Source organism: Sandarakinorhabdus cyanobacteriorum (genome assembly GCF_002251755.1).
GTDB classification, from domain to species: domain Bacteria; phylum Pseudomonadota; class Alphaproteobacteria; order Sphingomonadales; family Sphingomonadaceae; genus Sandarakinorhabdus; species Sandarakinorhabdus cyanobacteriorum.
This window is the reverse complement of sequence record NZ_NOXT01000091.1, coordinates 23,731-37,665: the sequence shown is the minus strand read 5'-3', so window position 1 is coordinate 37,665 and position 13,935 is coordinate 23,731. Positions and strand designations below refer to the sequence as shown.

Sequence of the window (13,935 nt, the reverse complement as noted above, 5' to 3'; positions counted from 1 at the left end):
TTAGCGCCGTTGCAAGGCCGAGTTTTTCAACACAATCGGCCTGTAACCGGCTGTTGCAGCGCCGCCACAGCGTTGCAGCAACTGCACAAGACGAGATTGACGCAGGGCAAGAAGGACTGTCTTTGCACGGCAACACGCCGGCCCGCAAATGGTCCGGCCCATCCGGACCTGTCCGGACAAACCCAGGGGAGTGACATGATCCGCCAATTCCTGATGAGTTCCGCCGCGCTGTTCGCCGTCGCCGCCGCGCCGGCCTTTGCCCAGGCCGCCGCAGAAACCAGCGACGAGCCCGCCGAAATCGTGGTGACCGCGCAGAAGCGCACCGAAAAGCTGCAGGACATCCCGCTGGCTGTCACCGTGGTCGGCGCCGATGCGCTGAGCCGTCAGGCCGTGCTGAACCTCGAGAATGCCCAATATCTGGTGCCCAGCCTGAACTTCCGCAAGTCGGGCACCACCATCAACCAGTCGCTCTATATCCGCGGCGTCGGCACGGCCACCTTCTCGGTCGCCGGCGAACCGTCGATCTCCACCGTGCTCGACGGCGTGGTGCTGGCCCGTGCCGGTGAAGCCTTCTCCGACCTTGTTGACATCGAGCGGATCGAAGTGCTGCGCGGCCCGCAGGGCACGCTGTTCGGCAAGAACGCTTCGGCCGGTGTGGTGAGCATCACCACCAAGCGCCCGGGTGACGTGCTCGCCGGCTATGTCGATGCCGGCTGGCTGTTCGGCAACGGCAACGAATATCGCGTGCGCGGGAGCCTAGACCTGCCGCTCACCGAAACGGTGCGCGCCCGTCTGACCGGCTTCTATGGCAGCTATGAAGGCAATATCTTCAACGATGCGCCGGGCGTGAACCGCCGGGTGAACGGCTATGAGCGCTATGGCGTGCGCGGCCTGATCGAAGCCGATCTGTCCGACACCGCCAAGCTGACCATCATTGCCGATTATCGCCAGGCCAATGATGATTGCTGCGCCGAAGTGATCGGTGACCAGCCCGCCGGCGTCGCTGCGCTGGCGCTGGCCGGCATCAACTTCCAGGGCGACAAGACCCGGACGATCCGCCAGAACCTGATCACCCGCACCGAAGAGAAGAGCTATGGCATCTCCGCCCAGCTCGACCTGGAGGTGGGCAGCCACACGCTGACCAGCATCACCGCCTGGCGCAAATATGACAACAACGAGATCCGCGACGGGGACTGGATGCATCTGGCCCTCGCCGGTCAGGCCCAGCTGCACGACGTTGGCCCGCAGACCGGCAGCACCTTCAGCCAGGAACTGCGCCTGACCTCGCCGTCTGACCAGGCGTTCACCTATGTGATCGGCGCCTTCTACAGCCGGGCGGACACGGATCGCACCTTCACCCGCACGGTGGTGCGCTGCGGCGCAGCTCCGTCGCCGGCCGCGATCCTGACCTGCGGCAGCCCCGGCGCCGTTGCCGAAACCGTGAGCGGCACCGCCACCTTCGGTTCGGTGTTCGACAACTATGCGCTGTTTGGCCAGGGCACCTATGCCGTGAGCGACAATCTGCGCGCCATTGTCGGCCTGCGTTTCACCAAGGATGATCTGTCGGTCTTCCACAGCCGTGTCGCCACGCCGAACATTGCCGGCCTGCCGGGCATCCAGCGCAACTTCGATGCCGGCGTGTTTGCCACCAGCTCCAACGGTGCCAACAACGGCGACGCCACGGCCACCAACGGCGTGCCGTTCCGCGCCAGCACCGATGCCACCAACCTGTCGGGCAAGGTTGGCCTGCAATATGATTTCAGCGATGATGTCATGGGCTATGGCAGCTACACCCGCGGCTACAAGGGCCCGGCCTACAACATCTTCTTCAACCTGAATCCCACCGGCACCAACGTGATCGCGCCGGAAATCGCGGACAGCTTCGAAGTGGGCCTGAAGAACACGCTGTTCGGCGGCAAGCTGACGCTGAACCTGGCGGCCTTCTATGCCCAGTATCGCAACTTCCAGGCCAACAACCCCGATCTGGTGGCCGGCGTGCCCGTCACCCGCTTCACCAACGCCGGTGACGTTTCGACCCGCGGCGTCGAAATGGACTTCCTGCTGCGTCCGGTGAAGGATCTGAACATCGCTGGTGGTCTGACCTACACCGATGCCAAGGTTGACCGGTTCAACGCTCCTCCGGGCGCCACGGTCATTCCGGCCGGCACCCCGCTGGCCTTTGCGCCGAAGTGGAAGGGCACGCTGGGCATCGATTATCGCTATCGCACCAACATGGCGGTGGACTTCACCCTGGCCGGCAATGTCTCGACCCAGTCGAGCCAGCTCAGCCTGTTTGACGGCAACCCGGCGCTGCGCACGGCCGGCGTGATCCGGCCGTACAGCCTGGTCGATCTGCAGTTCGGCATCGTCGACAAGGACGACAAGTTCCGCCTGACCTTCCTGGTCAAGAACCTGTTCGACCAGAGCTTCCCGGCCCAGATCACCAACTCGGGCCTGGGCGGCAACCAGCTGATCGGTCTGCGTTACCTGATCCCGCGTGAAGCCGATCGCTACTTCGGCATCCAGGGCCGGGTGAACTTCTGAGCAGTTCGGCGCGTGGCTAACGCACAGCGTTAGCCACCGACTCGCACAAGCACGGACGGCGAGCGAAAAAGGCGGCCCCAAAAGGCCGCCTTTTTTGACGCGTCCGACGGCGCGGCTCCGCCGCGCCCTTCCTTCCTCTTTTCCCTTTCACACCCCGCGCATACTCGGCGGCTGCGCCGGCCTCGCCCCCCAATCGGCGCGCCGGCCCCCTCCGTCGCGCTGCGCGCGCCACCTCCCCCAGAGGGGGAGGATTGTCACGCTCCCGCGCTGCGCTCGATCGCCTCCATCTCCTCATCACTCAGCCCGAAATGATGGCCCACTTCGTGCACCAGCACATGGGTGACGATGGCCTCCAGCGACTCACCGCCTTCGGCCCAAAGGTCGAGCAGCGGCCGGCGATAGAGAAAGATCATGTCGGGCAGCGCGCCTGACGGCACATCGCCCTTCATCCCCACGTGCCGGCCCCAATAGAGGCCGAGCAGATCCCACGGGCTTTCCAGCTCCATCTCCGCCATCACCGCATCGTCGGGGAAATCCTCCACCTTCAGCACGACGGCGCCAAGATGCTGGCGGAACAGCGCGGGCAGGCGCTCCACGGCGGCTTGTGCCAGCGCCTCGATATCGGCAAGGGACGGGGCGTACATCATGCCCCTCAATAGGACGAAGCCCCGCCATGGTCGAGAAACTGGATGATGCCGCCCGCGCCGCGCTGGGCGCCCAATTGCCGGGCTGGACGCTGGATGGGGAGCATCTGAAGCGCAGCTTTGCCTTTGCCGATTTCAACCAGGCCTGGGGCTTCATGGCGCGCGTGGCGCTGCTGGCCGAAGCCCAGGATCATCACCCGGAATGGTTCAATGTGTGGAACCGGGTGGACATCGCGCTCACCACCCATGATGCCGGCGGCCTTTCCGTGCGCGACGTGCGGCTGGCACAGGCGATCAACGCGCTGCTCTGATCAAGCGCACCCGAACCCTTGAAATCCTCCCCTTCTGGGGGAGGTGCCGAGCGCCGCGCGGCAGAGGGGGCTGCGACAGTGGCCAGATAACGGGATGAACGGCCGGCGGCGCGCCCCCTCCGCCCTGCGGGCACCTCCCCCAGAGGGAGAGGATGCTTGCCGGCCAGACGCCCAAAAAAGGAAAGGCGGCGTTCCGGTGGGAACGCCGCCTCTGCCCTCATCAGGCTGATCGGATCAGCCTTCGGCCAAGCCGGTTATCGCTCAGCCTTCGGCCTCGACGGTCGGGGCGCCAGGGCCGTTCTTCTTGATGGACTCGATGGCGTTCACGGCCGAGGCTTTCGACGAATAGCCCTGGGTCGAGAACATCACCTCGCTGTTGTACATGAAACGCACGCGATACTCGCCGGCCTTGTCCTTATATAGTTCGAACTTGTGGGCCATTGCGTCTCTTCTCCCCTAACCGAATCGGAAGCTAATACGTCATTCGGCCAGCGTCAACGGGGCCCCTCACGGCGCCGGCGACAGGCCGTAGATCACACAGGCTTCGGCGTTCAGCGGATACAGCGGCGGGGTCAGTGTCACCTGCACCGCCTCGGCCATTTTCTCGAGGCTGGGCGGCGGCGGCGGGGCCATCACGGCGGGGGCCGGCATGTCCATCGCGGCGCGCGCCTCGAACGCTGGCGCCTCGACATCCTGCGGCCGGCCGCCAGCGCCGTAACTGGGCCAGCCGGCCAGCACCTGGGTCTGGCACACCCCGCCGCTCGGATCGATCACCTTCACCGGTCCCAGCCGGCCACCGGCCGCGGTGGTGGCCAACCGGGCGCGGCGCGCGGCATCCTTCACGGCGGCTTCATAGAGCCAGGTCTTCAACTCGTTGCTTTCATCGAGGCTGTAGCGCACCTGGTCGATCGCCGAGGGGCGGGCGGCCACGCTCAGGCGATAGGCACGCTCCAGCACGGCGGTGTCGCGCACCTCCACCTGCAGCACTGCCGTCACCTCATAGGCTTCGATCTGATCGGCGCGGGCATTTTCCTGCATCTGCCCGTCCCTGGTGCGATATTGTTCATACAGCGGCCGGGTGGCGAGGCTGGTGGTGAGCCTGAGCTTGTCCTTGCCCAGCGCCGCCAGCGCCGCATCCAGCTCGCGCGCCTTGGCGGTGGCGGCCGTGGTGGCATCGGCCGCGGTCTTGCCCACCACCGAAAAGCGCGCGGCAAAGGCGGCGCGGTTGGCCGGCACCTCGGTGCGGACATGGCCCATGGCTGCGATCACCGGGTCCTTCATCCACCAGGGTGCGGGGATGAACGGCTGGCCAATGGTGGCAGGCGGGGTCTGGGCGGCGGCGGCGCTGGCCACAATGGCGGCGAGAAGGGCGAGGCTGTGCTTCATGGTCGCCACTGTGGCGCCAGGATGGTTGCGCTTTGATGAATGGCTGCGCTGGCGGATTGGGACGGGCCGGCGCGGCCGGCGGCGAAGCCGCCGAGTCCGCTTGGGGTGGAAGGAAGAAAAGGAAGGAAGAGCGTGGCGGAGCCACAATGCCTGCCCCGGACCTGATCCGGGGTCGGACGAGTCAAAAAGGGCGGGGAATGCCCCGCCCTTTTCGCTCGCCGTCCGCCGCGAGCGAGTCGGCAAATAGCTGCGCTATTTGCGCGCCGCTTACCGCGGAGCCATCCGGATGCCGCCATCCAGGCGCACATCCTCGCCGTTGAAATAGGAGTTGCGGCACATCTCGACCGCCAGGCTCGCATATTCCTCCGGAATGCCCAGCCGCTTGGGGAACAGCACGGTGGCGCCCAGCGCGGCCTTCACATTGTCCGGCGCGCCCTGCAGCAGCGGGGTGTTGAAGATGCCGGGCAGGATGGTGTTGACGCGGATGCCTTCGCTGGACAGGTCGCGGGCGATCGGCAGGGTCATGCCGACGACACCGCCCTTGGAGGCGGAATAGGCGGCCTGGCCGATCTGGCCATCCTCGGCGGCGACCGAAGCGGTGTTGACGATGGCGCCGCGTTCCCCATTCTCCATCGGCGGCAGGGTCAGCATGCCGGCGGCCGACTTGGCGATGCAGCGGAACGTGCCCACCAGGTTGATCTGGATGATGCGGTCAAAGGCATCGATGGGGAAATGCTTGATGCTGCCATCTTCCTTGGAGCGGCTGGCGGTCTTGATCGCGTTGCCGGTGCCGGCGCAGTTGATCAGGATGCGTTCCTGGCCGATCGCGGCGCGGGCCTTGGCAAAGCCGGCATCCACCGATTCGTCGCTGGTGACATTGACGTTGCAGAACACGCCGCCGATCTCGGCCGCCACCGCTTCGCCCTTCTCGGCGTTCATGTCGAAAATGGCGACCTTGACGCCATGGCTGGCCAACAGGCGCGCGGTCGCCGCGCCCAGACCCGATGCGCCGCCGGTGACGACCGCAGACATGCCTTCCAGATTCATCATTGCCTCCCATTCAGGTGATGGCCGCTTATGGGCAGCGGCCCTGCCGGCTGCAACCTTTCCAAAGCGTCAGCCTCGCGGCTGGCTGTCGCGGCGCGCCTGGCGCTTCAGCTGCGCCTCGCGGAAGGCGAGATAGATGGTGGAGCCAAGGATCAGCGCGCCACCAGCCAGTGTGAACGCATCATAACGCTCATCAAACAGCAGCACGCCGGCCGCAGTGACCAGGCCGAAACGGACGAAATCCAGCGGCAGCACGGCCGAGGCTTCCGACAGGGAAAAGGCGCGGGTGAGGGTGATCTGCCCCACGGCGGCGGCAGCGCCTATGGCAATCAACAGGCCCCAGACCGATTGCGGCGGCAGGCGCCAGACGAACAGCGCGCAGGCGAGGCTGGGCCCCAGGATCAGGATGAAGGTCCAGGCGGCGACGGCGCGGGGATCATCCACCCCCACCAGGCTGCGCATGGCAACGATGGAATAGCCGGTGGAGACGGCCGAAATGATGGCGGCGATGATCCCCGGCGTCATCGGCACACTGCCCGGCCGCAGCACCAGCAGCATGCCGGCAAAGCCCACCGCCAACGCCACCAACCGCCGCGCGCGCACGCGCTCGCCCAGCACCAGCACCGCCCCCAGCGTGCCGAACAGCGGCGCCGTGTAGTTGATGGCCAGCGTATCGGCCAGCGGCGCATTGGCCACGGCATAGAAGGTGCCCATGGTGGCGATGAAGCCCGAGGTGGCGCGGGCCAGATGCACCCGGGCCCGGTCCCGCCGGATGAGGCCGGGGTTGCGCAGGATCATCGGCATCAGGAACATCAGGCCGAACAGATTGCGGAAGAACACAATCTCGAAACTGTGCAGATCGCGCGCGGCATAGCGGATCATCACCCACATCGACGCAAAGGCGCAGCAGGAGATGATGAACCAGAAGGGGCCGGAGCGGTTGAGGCGTTCCACCCCACCCGGTTAGGCGCGGAACCGGCGGCTGGGAAGCCTCAACGCGCTGATTCAGCCATCCAGCAGCCGGGCGAGGGTGGCGACATCGCTGTCGATCTCGCGATCCTTGGCGCGCAGTTCCTCGACCTTCTTCACCGCGTGCATCACCGTGGTGTGATCGCGGTTGCCAAAGCGGCGGCCGATTTCGGGCAGCGAGCGCGGCGTCATCTTCTTGGCCAGATACATGGCGATCTGGCGCGGCCGGGCCACCTCGCGGGCACGGCGTTCCGACAGCAGGTCCGCCAGGCGCAGGCCATAATAATCGGCCACCTTGCGCTGGATCTCGTCGATGGTCAGCTTCTTCTCGTGGGCGCGCAGCAGATCGGCCAGCGTCTCCCGGGTGAATTCCAGCGTGATCGGCTTGCCGATCAAGAGGGCAAAGGCCGTGACCCGATTGAGGGCGCCTTCCAACTCGCGCACATTGGCGGTGATCTTGCGGGCGAGGAATTCGACCACATCGTCCGGCACCTGCACCCGGTTGCCCAGCGTCGCCACCTTGGCCTGCAGGATGTTCAGCCGCAGCTCGTAATCGGCCGGATTGATATCGGCGACCAGGCCCCAGGCCATGCGCGACAGGATGCGTTCCTGGATCCCTTCCAGATTTTGCGGGCTGCGATCGGCGGTGATCACCAGGCGTTTGCCGGCGCCGATGATCTCGTTCATCGTGTGGAAGAATTCCTCTTGGGTGGAATCCTTGCCGGCGATGAACTGCACATCGTCGATCATCAACAGATCGACCGAGCGCAGCCGCTGCTTGAAGCTGATCGTGTCCTTGGCGCGCATCGCCGCCATGAATTCGACCATGAATTTTTCGGCCGACAGATAGGCCACCCGGGCCTGGGGATGCCGGGCCAGGAAAGCATTGCCGATGGCGTGCATCAGATGGGTTTTGCCAAGGCCGGTGGCGCCATGCAGGAACAGCGGGTTGAAGCCTGGCGCACCCGGTTCGGCCATGGTCAGGGCGGCGTTGTAGGCAAGCTCGTTGGCCTTGCCGACGATGAAATTGTCAAAATTGTAGCGGGCGTCGACCGGCAGCGGCTGGCTGGGCGCGGACTGGGGCATGGCGCGCGACGGCACCGGCGAGGCGGCAGGGCCGGCTGCGGTGACGCTCACCCGGCGCAGGGCCGGATTCTGGGCCGCGAAATGCCGGCGCAGCGAATCGCCATAATTGCTGTTCACCCAATCGGCATCAAAGGCCGACGGCGCGGCCAGCCGCACCAGATCGCCATCGCAGCCCAGGATGGCCACCGGCGCCAGCCAGGCATCGAACACATGGTCCCCAGCCTCCTGGCGCAGCGCCGTGCGCACGCGCTGCCACAGTTCCCGCACCGCCGGATCGACGGGATTGGACGGTGGCACAAAGACAGACGACCCCAACGATGCAGATGCAACTGCGCCCGACACAAAAATTCCTTCCATCGCCCCCGCCCCTGGCCCTGCCCCAAACAAAGGGCCAGTCACGCCCCCCCCGCACTGCACCCGGTCACACGAGGCCGCAAAAAGGCGACCACGCCAGACGCAGGGCGCAGCAGACATTCATCATTCGACTGGAAACCCGGGGTGCTGATAGCGCCCACCGGTCCAAACCGAGGTCCAGATAAGCCCGGCTTTGTGACACGGGCAAGCGAACAAATTCGATCCACACCCAAATTTTTTGATTGACAGGCCTGTGGAAAACTCTCCTTCGAAGGCCACTCAACCTATTGATAAACAATTCTTATTTTCGAAGCGAAACTGATTCTCGCCATTCGAATCACAGCCAAGTCATTGGATTTTTTGTGTCAGTGCGATGACAGCGCGATGACAGCGCAGGCAGCAGGCCTTGCCATTGCGTTACCGCCGCCGGCGACTTCGGCGGTGCAGCATCGGCCGGGTTGGGCAAAGCTGACGCACACCGATGGCCCGGAGGCCGAATCAGCCCGGCGAATCGCCCAAAACACGACAGGGGCCCGGTTTCGCAACCGGGCCCCTGTTGGTGATCACGGGCAGGCCAGACGGCCCACCCGGCGAATCAGGCGGTCAGCGCCTTCACGCGGCCAGCCAGGCGGCTGATCTTGCGGGCGACCGTGTTCTTGTGCAGCACGCCCTTGGCGACGCCGCGCATCATTTCCGGCTGGGCCGCCTTCAGGGCTTCGGCAGCAGCGGCGGCATCACCGGCCGCCAGGCTGGCTTCCACCTTCTTGACGAAGGTGCGGATGCGGCTGACGCGCGCCTTGTTGACGGCGGCGCGGCGAGCGTTGCGACGGATGCGCTTTTCAGCCTGGGGCGTGTTGGCCATGTGGTTCCTGCAAATCGGTCAATAAGGGTAAAGCCCGCGCCGCGAGGGCCGGTGCCAGAAATCGAGCGCCATAGTGGAGGCGTGCGGCCCGGTCAAGCCTCTGGATCAAGCCGGCGGCTGGCAGGCCGGGCAGAAGAAGCTGGAGCGGCCGGACTGGACGATGCGGGCCACCGGCGTGGCACAGACGGCACAGCCCTCGCCCTCGCGCCCATAGACCGCGAAATCCTTCTGGAAATAGCCCAGCGTGCCATCAGGCGCCGCATGATCCCGCAAGGTGGAGCCGCCGGCCGCGATCGCCTCGGTCAGCACTGCAGGGATGGCCGGCAACAGCCGTTTCAACTGCCGCGCCGTCACTTGCCCTCCCGGCGTTTCGGGGTGGATTCCGGCCCGGAACAGCGCCTCGCACACATAGATATTGCCAAGACCAGCGATCAGCCGCTGATCGAGCAGGATGGCCTTGGCCGGGGCGAGCCGATCGGCAAAGATCGCCCTGAGCAGCGGCAGGCCATAATCGGGGCCCAGCGGTTCGGGTCCGATGCCGGCAATCAGGGGATGCGCGGCCAGATCGGCGGTGGCGACCAGATCAAGGCTGCCAAAGCGGCGGGCATCGTTGAACGCCACCACCCGGCCATTGCCGGTTTCGAACACGACATGATCATGCTTGAGCAATTCGCCGGGATCGACCCGCATCCGCCCTGACATGCCGAGATGGATGATCAGCGTGTCGCCACGGTCGGTTTCCACCAGACCATATTTGGCACGGCGCGCCAGGCGCACCACGGTCGCGCCTGTCAAGCGTTGACCCAGGCCTTCGGGCAGCGGGCGGCGCAGATCCGGGCGGTTGGCGACGACGCGGCTGAAGCGCTGGCCGTCCCACACCGGGGCCAGGCCACGCATCACGGTCTCGACTTCAGGCAGTTCCGGCATGGACCGCGACATAGGCGGCGTTTGCATGGCCGCCAAGCCTCGGCTAAGCCGCAGGCCGAAAAGGAAAGGCCCGATGAGCGAGACCGTCAGCTTCGGCTACGAGGACGTGGACCCCGAGGAAAAGACCCGCCGTGTGGGCGAGGTGTTCCGTTCGGTGGCCAAGCGATACGACATCATGAACGATCTGATGTCGGCCGGCATGCACCGGGTGTGGAAGGATGATTTCGTGCGGCTGCTGAACCCGCGGCCGGGCGAGGATATCCTCGACATGGCCGGCGGCACCGGCGACATCGCCTTCCGCATCGAAAAATCGGGCGCCAATGTGACGGTCGCCGATATCAACCCGGCGATGCTGGAGGTGGGCATGGAACGGGCCGCCGAGCGCGGGCTGACCAGCCTCGTTTGGCGCGAGGAAAATGCCGAGGTGCTGAGCTTTCCGGACCGCAGCTTTGATGGCTACACCATCGCCTTCGGTATCCGGAATGTGACCGACATTCCGGCGGCCTTGAAGGAAGCCTATCGCGTGCTGCGTTTTGGCGGGCGCTTCTTCTGCCTCGAATTTTCCACCACCACCTGGCCCGGTTTTTCCGAGGTCTATGATATTTATTCGGAAAAGCTGGTGCCGCGCATTGGCGAGATTGTCGCCAAGGATGCCGATTCCTATCGCTATCTGATCGAGTCGATCCGCCGCTTCCCCAAGATGCCGGAGTTTGCTGCGATGATCGGGAATGCCGGCTTCAAGCAGGTCCGTTACCGCCCGATCCTTGGCGGCGCGGTGGCGATCCATTCGGGCTGGAAGATCTGAACTTGTTTGCGCTGGTGCATCTGTGGCGGCTCCTGATCTGGGGCCGGCGCATGGCGCGTCATGGTGCCCTGCGCCCGTTCGAGGACAAGCGCCTGCCGCTGGCGATCCGGCTGGTGGCGCGCATCGCCCGATTTGGCACGGGCGCACCCAAGACTCCGGATTTCGCCGGTGGGCTGGCGGCGGTCGGCCCGGCCGCGATCAAGCTGGGCCAGGCGCTGGCCACCCGCCCCGATCTGATCGGCGTGGCCGCCGCGGCCGATCTCGCCCGCCTGCAGGACAAATTGCCGCCGGTGCCGTTCGCCGCCATCGAGGCGCAGCTGAACGCGGCCTGTGGCGGCGATTGGAAGACGCAATTTCAATCTGTTGGGCCCGAGGCTGTCGGCGCGGCCTCCATCGCGCAGGTGCACAAGGGCGTGACCAGCGACGGGCGCAACGTGGCCATCAAGCTGCTGCGCCCCGGCATCGAGGCCGATGTCGCCTCGGCGCTTGCCACCTATGACTGGGGGGCGGGCCATCTGGAAACGCTGGGCGGCGAATTCGCCCGGCTGCGCCCGCGCGCCGTGATTGCGACCTTCCGCAGCTGGATCGAAACCGAGCTGGACCTGCGCCGGGAGGCGGCAAATGCCTCGGAACTGGCGGAAATCCTGGCCGGCGAACCGGATTTCGTGGTGCCGCAGGTGGATTGGCAGCGCTCCACCCGCCGCTGCCTGGTGATCGACTGGATCGACGGGGTGAAATTGTCGGACACGGCCGCCATTGCTGCGCTGCCAGTGGACCGGCCGGCGCTGGCCAAGGTGCTGGTGAACGGCTTTCTGGCCCAGGCCATCGCCAAGGGCTTTTTCCATGCCGACATGCACCAGGGCAATTTGTTCATCATTCCGCCTGGCGGTGGCTGCGACCATGCCCGCATCGGCGTGATCGATTTCGGCATCATGGGCCGCATCAACCGGCGCGCCCGGCTCTATCTCGCGGAAATTCTTCACGGATTGGTCACCGGCAATTATGCCCGCGTCGCCGAAATCCATTTCGAGGCCGGCTATGTGCCGCCGCATCACAACCCGGCGGCCTTTGCGACGGCGTTGCGCGCGGTGGGCGAACCCATCCGCGGCCGCAAGGCGCGCGACATCAGCATCACCGACATGCTGGAGGGGCTGTTCGGCATCACACGCAGTTTCGACATGCCGGTGCAGCCGCATCTGCTGCTGCTGCAGAAGACCATGGTGATGGTGGAAGGCGTGGCGCTGACCATCGATCCCCATGTCAACATGTGGGAAGTGGCGGAGCCCTATGTGCGCGACTGGGTGCGCGACGAAATGGGCCCTGAAGCGGTGATCGCCGATCAATTGGTGTTGAATGCCAGGGCCTTGGCCCAGTTGCCGCGAATTTTCCGGCAATGGGTGGCCGACAATCCGATGCCAGGCGCCGCCCCGCCGCAACCGCCATTGCCGCCCCTGCCGGAGCGCGCATCTGGCGGTTGGTCCACCCCCTGGCTGCTGCTGGCGGCCGGGCTCGGTGCGGCCATGGTGACGCTGCTGGGCTGAGCGCTTGCACCGGGGCGTGGTTCGGCCTATGGCCGCGCCCATGATCGTCAAAGTCACCGTCACCCTGAAAAATGGCGTGCTCGACCCGCAGGGCCGGGCTATTGAGGCAGCCCTGAAGGGGCTGGGCTTTGACGGTGTGGCCGGCGCCCGTGTCGGCAAGCTGATCGAGCTGGAGGTGGCCGACGGCACCTCGCGCGAAACCATTGAGAATATGGCCAAACAGCTGCTCGCCAACACGGTGATCGAGAATTTCCGGATCGAAATGCCGTGAGGTGCGCGGTCATCGTCTTCCCCGGTTCCAACTGCGATCGCGACCTGGCGGATGCGATTGCCAAGGTGACCGGCCGTGCCCCGGCGATGATCTGGCACCGCGAGACCGAGCTGCCGGCCAATCTGGATTTCATCGGCGTGCCCGGCGGCTTTTCCTATGGCGACTATCTGCGGTCTGGCGCCATGGCGGCACGGTCGCCGGTGATGCAGGCGGTGGTCAAGGCGGCGGGCGAAGGCCGCGCTGTCCTTGGCATTTGCAACGGTTTTCAGGTGCTTACCGAAGCCGGTTTGCTGCCCGGCGCCTTGATGCGCAACGCTGGCCTGAATTTTGTCTGCCGGGATGTGCGCCTGTCGGTGGCCAACAGCCAGTCGATCTTCACCAGCCTTTATGCGACCGGTGAGGAGATCCGCATCCCGGTGGCGCACCATGATGGCAATTACACCGCCGATGCCGCCACGCTGGACCGGCTGGAGGGCGAAGGCCGGGTGGCGTTCCGCTATGCCGAAGCCGTCAACGGTTCGGCCCGCGATATCGCCGGCATCCTGAACGATGAAGGCAATGTGCTGGGGATGATGCCCCACCCGGAGCGGCTGATCGAGGCCGAGCAGGGCGGCACCGATGGCCGGCGCATGTTCGAAGCGGCGATGATGGCCCTGGCCTGAGGCCGGTCGACGCCGCCGTTCTGGATGAATTTTCGTCCACGACCAACCAGAAATCGCAATGATATCATTGGCCTGCATCCTCGCGGGGCCGATCATTGCAGGCCTGTGACAATCCGGCAGATTGAGGACCGGTGCGCTCCGGATCAGCGGCGAAATTGCTTCTCCCCCCGCAAAGGAAGCGCGCATGAACGGCACTGATTTCCCGGTTCCCGCGTCCCTCGCTGCCCGCCGGCTGACCAGTTTCTGCCTGCTGGCCATCACCGCGCTGGTGTTCCAGCTGGTGCTGCGCTTCAACCTGGAGGCACAGGCCCTGCCCGCCCATGCCGGCGGCGACCTGGCCCAGATCAATACGCATGGCTTTGCCGTGGTGCTGGGCGTGATGGCCATGCTGAACATCGCCTGGTTTGGCGCCCTGATCCGCGTGCAGGCCGCCGAAGCACGCATGAAGGCGCGGGCTGTGGCCAAAAACCGGCAATCGGTGACCGAACCGCGCTGAGGCGTGACCGCGGCCGGCGCGCCGGCGACC

General features: G+C 65.6%; 15 protein-coding genes. 7 read left to right on the top strand and 8 right to left on the bottom strand.

Annotated features, from left to right (window positions below; translation table 11 throughout):
- Positions 1–195: 195 nt before the first annotated feature.
- Entirely contained in the window at positions 196–2,544 is a 2,349-nt protein-coding gene (locus CHU93_RS05295) for a TonB-dependent receptor (protein WP_094473099.1), read from the top strand.
- 254 nt (positions 2,545–2,798) lie between these two features.
- On the opposite strand, the gene CHU93_RS05290 is transcribed toward CHU93_RS05295, so the two are convergent.
- Positions 2,799–3,191: a metallopeptidase family protein gene (locus CHU93_RS05290; RefSeq protein ID WP_094473098.1), complete on the bottom strand. Its 393-nt coding sequence runs from the start codon at positions 3,189–3,191 to the stop codon at positions 2,799–2,801.
- A 26-nt stretch (positions 3,192–3,217) separates the two neighbouring features.
- Here CHU93_RS05290 and CHU93_RS05285 point away from each other — a divergent pair, with 26 nt between their 5' ends.
- Entirely contained in the window at positions 3,218–3,499 is a 282-nt protein-coding gene (locus CHU93_RS05285) for a 4a-hydroxytetrahydrobiopterin dehydratase (protein WP_094473097.1), read from the top strand.
- A 261-nt stretch (positions 3,500–3,760) separates the two neighbouring features.
- Here the strand turns inward: CHU93_RS05285 and CHU93_RS05280 are convergent, their stop codons facing one another.
- From CHU93_RS05280 to mutM, 7 genes are all read right to left on the bottom strand, one after another.
- On the bottom strand, positions 3,761–3,940 hold the full coding sequence (locus CHU93_RS05280; protein WP_086115986.1) for a YegP family protein: 180 nt from the start codon (positions 3,938–3,940) through the stop codon (positions 3,761–3,763).
- Between the two features lie 66 nt (positions 3,941–4,006).
- Positions 4,007–4,885, bottom strand: a complete 879-nt coding sequence (locus CHU93_RS05275; RefSeq protein ID WP_094473096.1) for an SIMPL domain-containing protein — start codon at positions 4,883–4,885, stop codon at positions 4,007–4,009.
- A 267-nt stretch (positions 4,886–5,152) separates the two neighbouring features.
- Positions 5,153–5,932, bottom strand: a complete 780-nt coding sequence (locus CHU93_RS05270) for an SDR family NAD(P)-dependent oxidoreductase (RefSeq protein ID WP_094473101.1) — start codon at positions 5,930–5,932, stop codon at positions 5,153–5,155.
- A gap of 69 nt (positions 5,933–6,001) precedes the next feature.
- Positions 6,002–6,886 carry a DMT family transporter gene (locus CHU93_RS05265; RefSeq protein WP_086115985.1) on the bottom strand — a complete coding sequence of 295 codons (885 nt, stop codon included), beginning with the start codon at positions 6,884–6,886 and terminating at the stop codon, positions 6,002–6,004.
- Between the two features lie 51 nt (positions 6,887–6,937).
- Positions 6,938–8,284, bottom strand: coding sequence for a chromosomal replication initiator protein DnaA (gene dnaA / locus CHU93_RS05260; RefSeq protein WP_243375258.1), 1,347 nt, complete (start codon positions 8,282–8,284; stop codon positions 6,938–6,940).
- 652 nt (positions 8,285–8,936) lie between these two features.
- Positions 8,937–9,203, bottom strand: coding sequence for a 30S ribosomal protein S20 (gene rpsT, locus CHU93_RS05255; protein ID WP_086115983.1), 267 nt, complete (start codon positions 9,201–9,203; stop codon positions 8,937–8,939).
- Between the two features lie 105 nt (positions 9,204–9,308).
- Complete coding sequence (gene mutM, locus CHU93_RS05250; RefSeq protein ID WP_094473094.1) at positions 9,309–10,130, bottom strand: bifunctional DNA-formamidopyrimidine glycosylase/DNA-(apurinic or apyrimidinic site) lyase; 822 nt, start codon at positions 10,128–10,130, stop codon at positions 9,309–9,311.
- Positions 10,131–10,203: 73 nt separating this feature from the next.
- On the opposite strand from mutM, the gene CHU93_RS05245 reads away from it, so the two are divergent.
- The 5 genes from CHU93_RS05245 (at position 10,204) to CHU93_RS05225 (ending at position 13,905) form a co-directional block, all read left to right on the top strand.
- On the top strand, positions 10,204–10,935 hold the full coding sequence (locus CHU93_RS05245) for a class I SAM-dependent methyltransferase (RefSeq protein WP_094473093.1): 732 nt from the start codon (positions 10,204–10,206) through the stop codon (positions 10,933–10,935).
- A 50-nt stretch (positions 10,936–10,985) separates the two neighbouring features.
- A complete protein-coding gene (locus CHU93_RS05240; RefSeq protein WP_094473100.1) occupies positions 10,986–12,476 on the top strand; it encodes an AarF/UbiB family protein in 1,491 nt (496 codons plus the stop codon).
- A gap of 40 nt (positions 12,477–12,516) precedes the next feature.
- Complete coding sequence (gene purS, locus CHU93_RS05235) at positions 12,517–12,747, top strand: phosphoribosylformylglycinamidine synthase subunit PurS (protein ID WP_086116222.1); 231 nt, start codon at positions 12,517–12,519, stop codon at positions 12,745–12,747.
- Positions 12,744–13,409 carry a phosphoribosylformylglycinamidine synthase subunit PurQ gene (purQ, locus tag CHU93_RS05230; protein WP_094473092.1) on the top strand — a complete coding sequence of 222 codons (666 nt, stop codon included), beginning with the start codon at positions 12,744–12,746 and terminating at the stop codon, positions 13,407–13,409. Before purS ends, purQ begins: the two co-directional genes overlap by 4 nt.
- A gap of 184 nt (positions 13,410–13,593) precedes the next feature.
- Positions 13,594–13,905 (top strand): hypothetical protein, encoded by a 312-nt coding sequence (locus CHU93_RS05225; RefSeq protein ID WP_094473091.1) that lies wholly within the window; start codon positions 13,594–13,596, stop codon positions 13,903–13,905.
- The last annotated feature ends 30 nt before the right edge of the window (positions 13,906–13,935 follow it).

Bases quoted from the DNA above. Each gene is read 5' to 3' on its own strand.
- CHU93_RS05295 (WP_094473099.1), top strand. From the start codon at position 196: ATGATCCGCCAATTCCTGATGAGTTCCGCCGCGCTGTTCGCCGTCGCC.
- CHU93_RS05290 (WP_094473098.1), bottom strand. From the start codon at position 3,191: ATGATGTACGCCCCGTCCCTTGCCGATATCGAGGCGCTGGCACAAGCC.
- CHU93_RS05285 (WP_094473097.1), top strand. From the start codon at position 3,218: ATGGTCGAGAAACTGGATGATGCCGCCCGCGCCGCGCTGGGCGCCCAA.
- CHU93_RS05280 (WP_086115986.1), bottom strand. From the start codon at position 3,940: ATGGCCCACAAGTTCGAACTATATAAGGACAAGGCCGGCGAGTATCGC.
- CHU93_RS05275 (WP_094473096.1), bottom strand. From the start codon at position 4,885: ATGAAGCACAGCCTCGCCCTTCTCGCCGCCATTGTGGCCAGCGCCGCC.
- CHU93_RS05270 (WP_094473101.1), bottom strand. From the start codon at position 5,932: ATGAATCTGGAAGGCATGTCTGCGGTCGTCACCGGCGGCGCATCGGGT.
- rpsT (WP_086115983.1), bottom strand. From the start codon at position 9,203: ATGGCCAACACGCCCCAGGCTGAAAAGCGCATCCGTCGCAACGCTCGC.
- mutM (WP_094473094.1), bottom strand. From the start codon at position 10,130: ATGCCGGAACTGCCTGAAGTCGAGACCGTGATGCGTGGCCTGGCCCCG.
- CHU93_RS05245 (WP_094473093.1), top strand. From the start codon at position 10,204: ATGAGCGAGACCGTCAGCTTCGGCTACGAGGACGTGGACCCCGAGGAA.
- CHU93_RS05240 (WP_094473100.1), top strand. From the start codon at position 10,986: ATGGCGCGTCATGGTGCCCTGCGCCCGTTCGAGGACAAGCGCCTGCCG.
- purS (WP_086116222.1), top strand. From the start codon at position 12,517: ATGATCGTCAAAGTCACCGTCACCCTGAAAAATGGCGTGCTCGACCCG.
- CHU93_RS05225 (WP_094473091.1), top strand. From the start codon at position 13,594: ATGAACGGCACTGATTTCCCGGTTCCCGCGTCCCTCGCTGCCCGCCGG.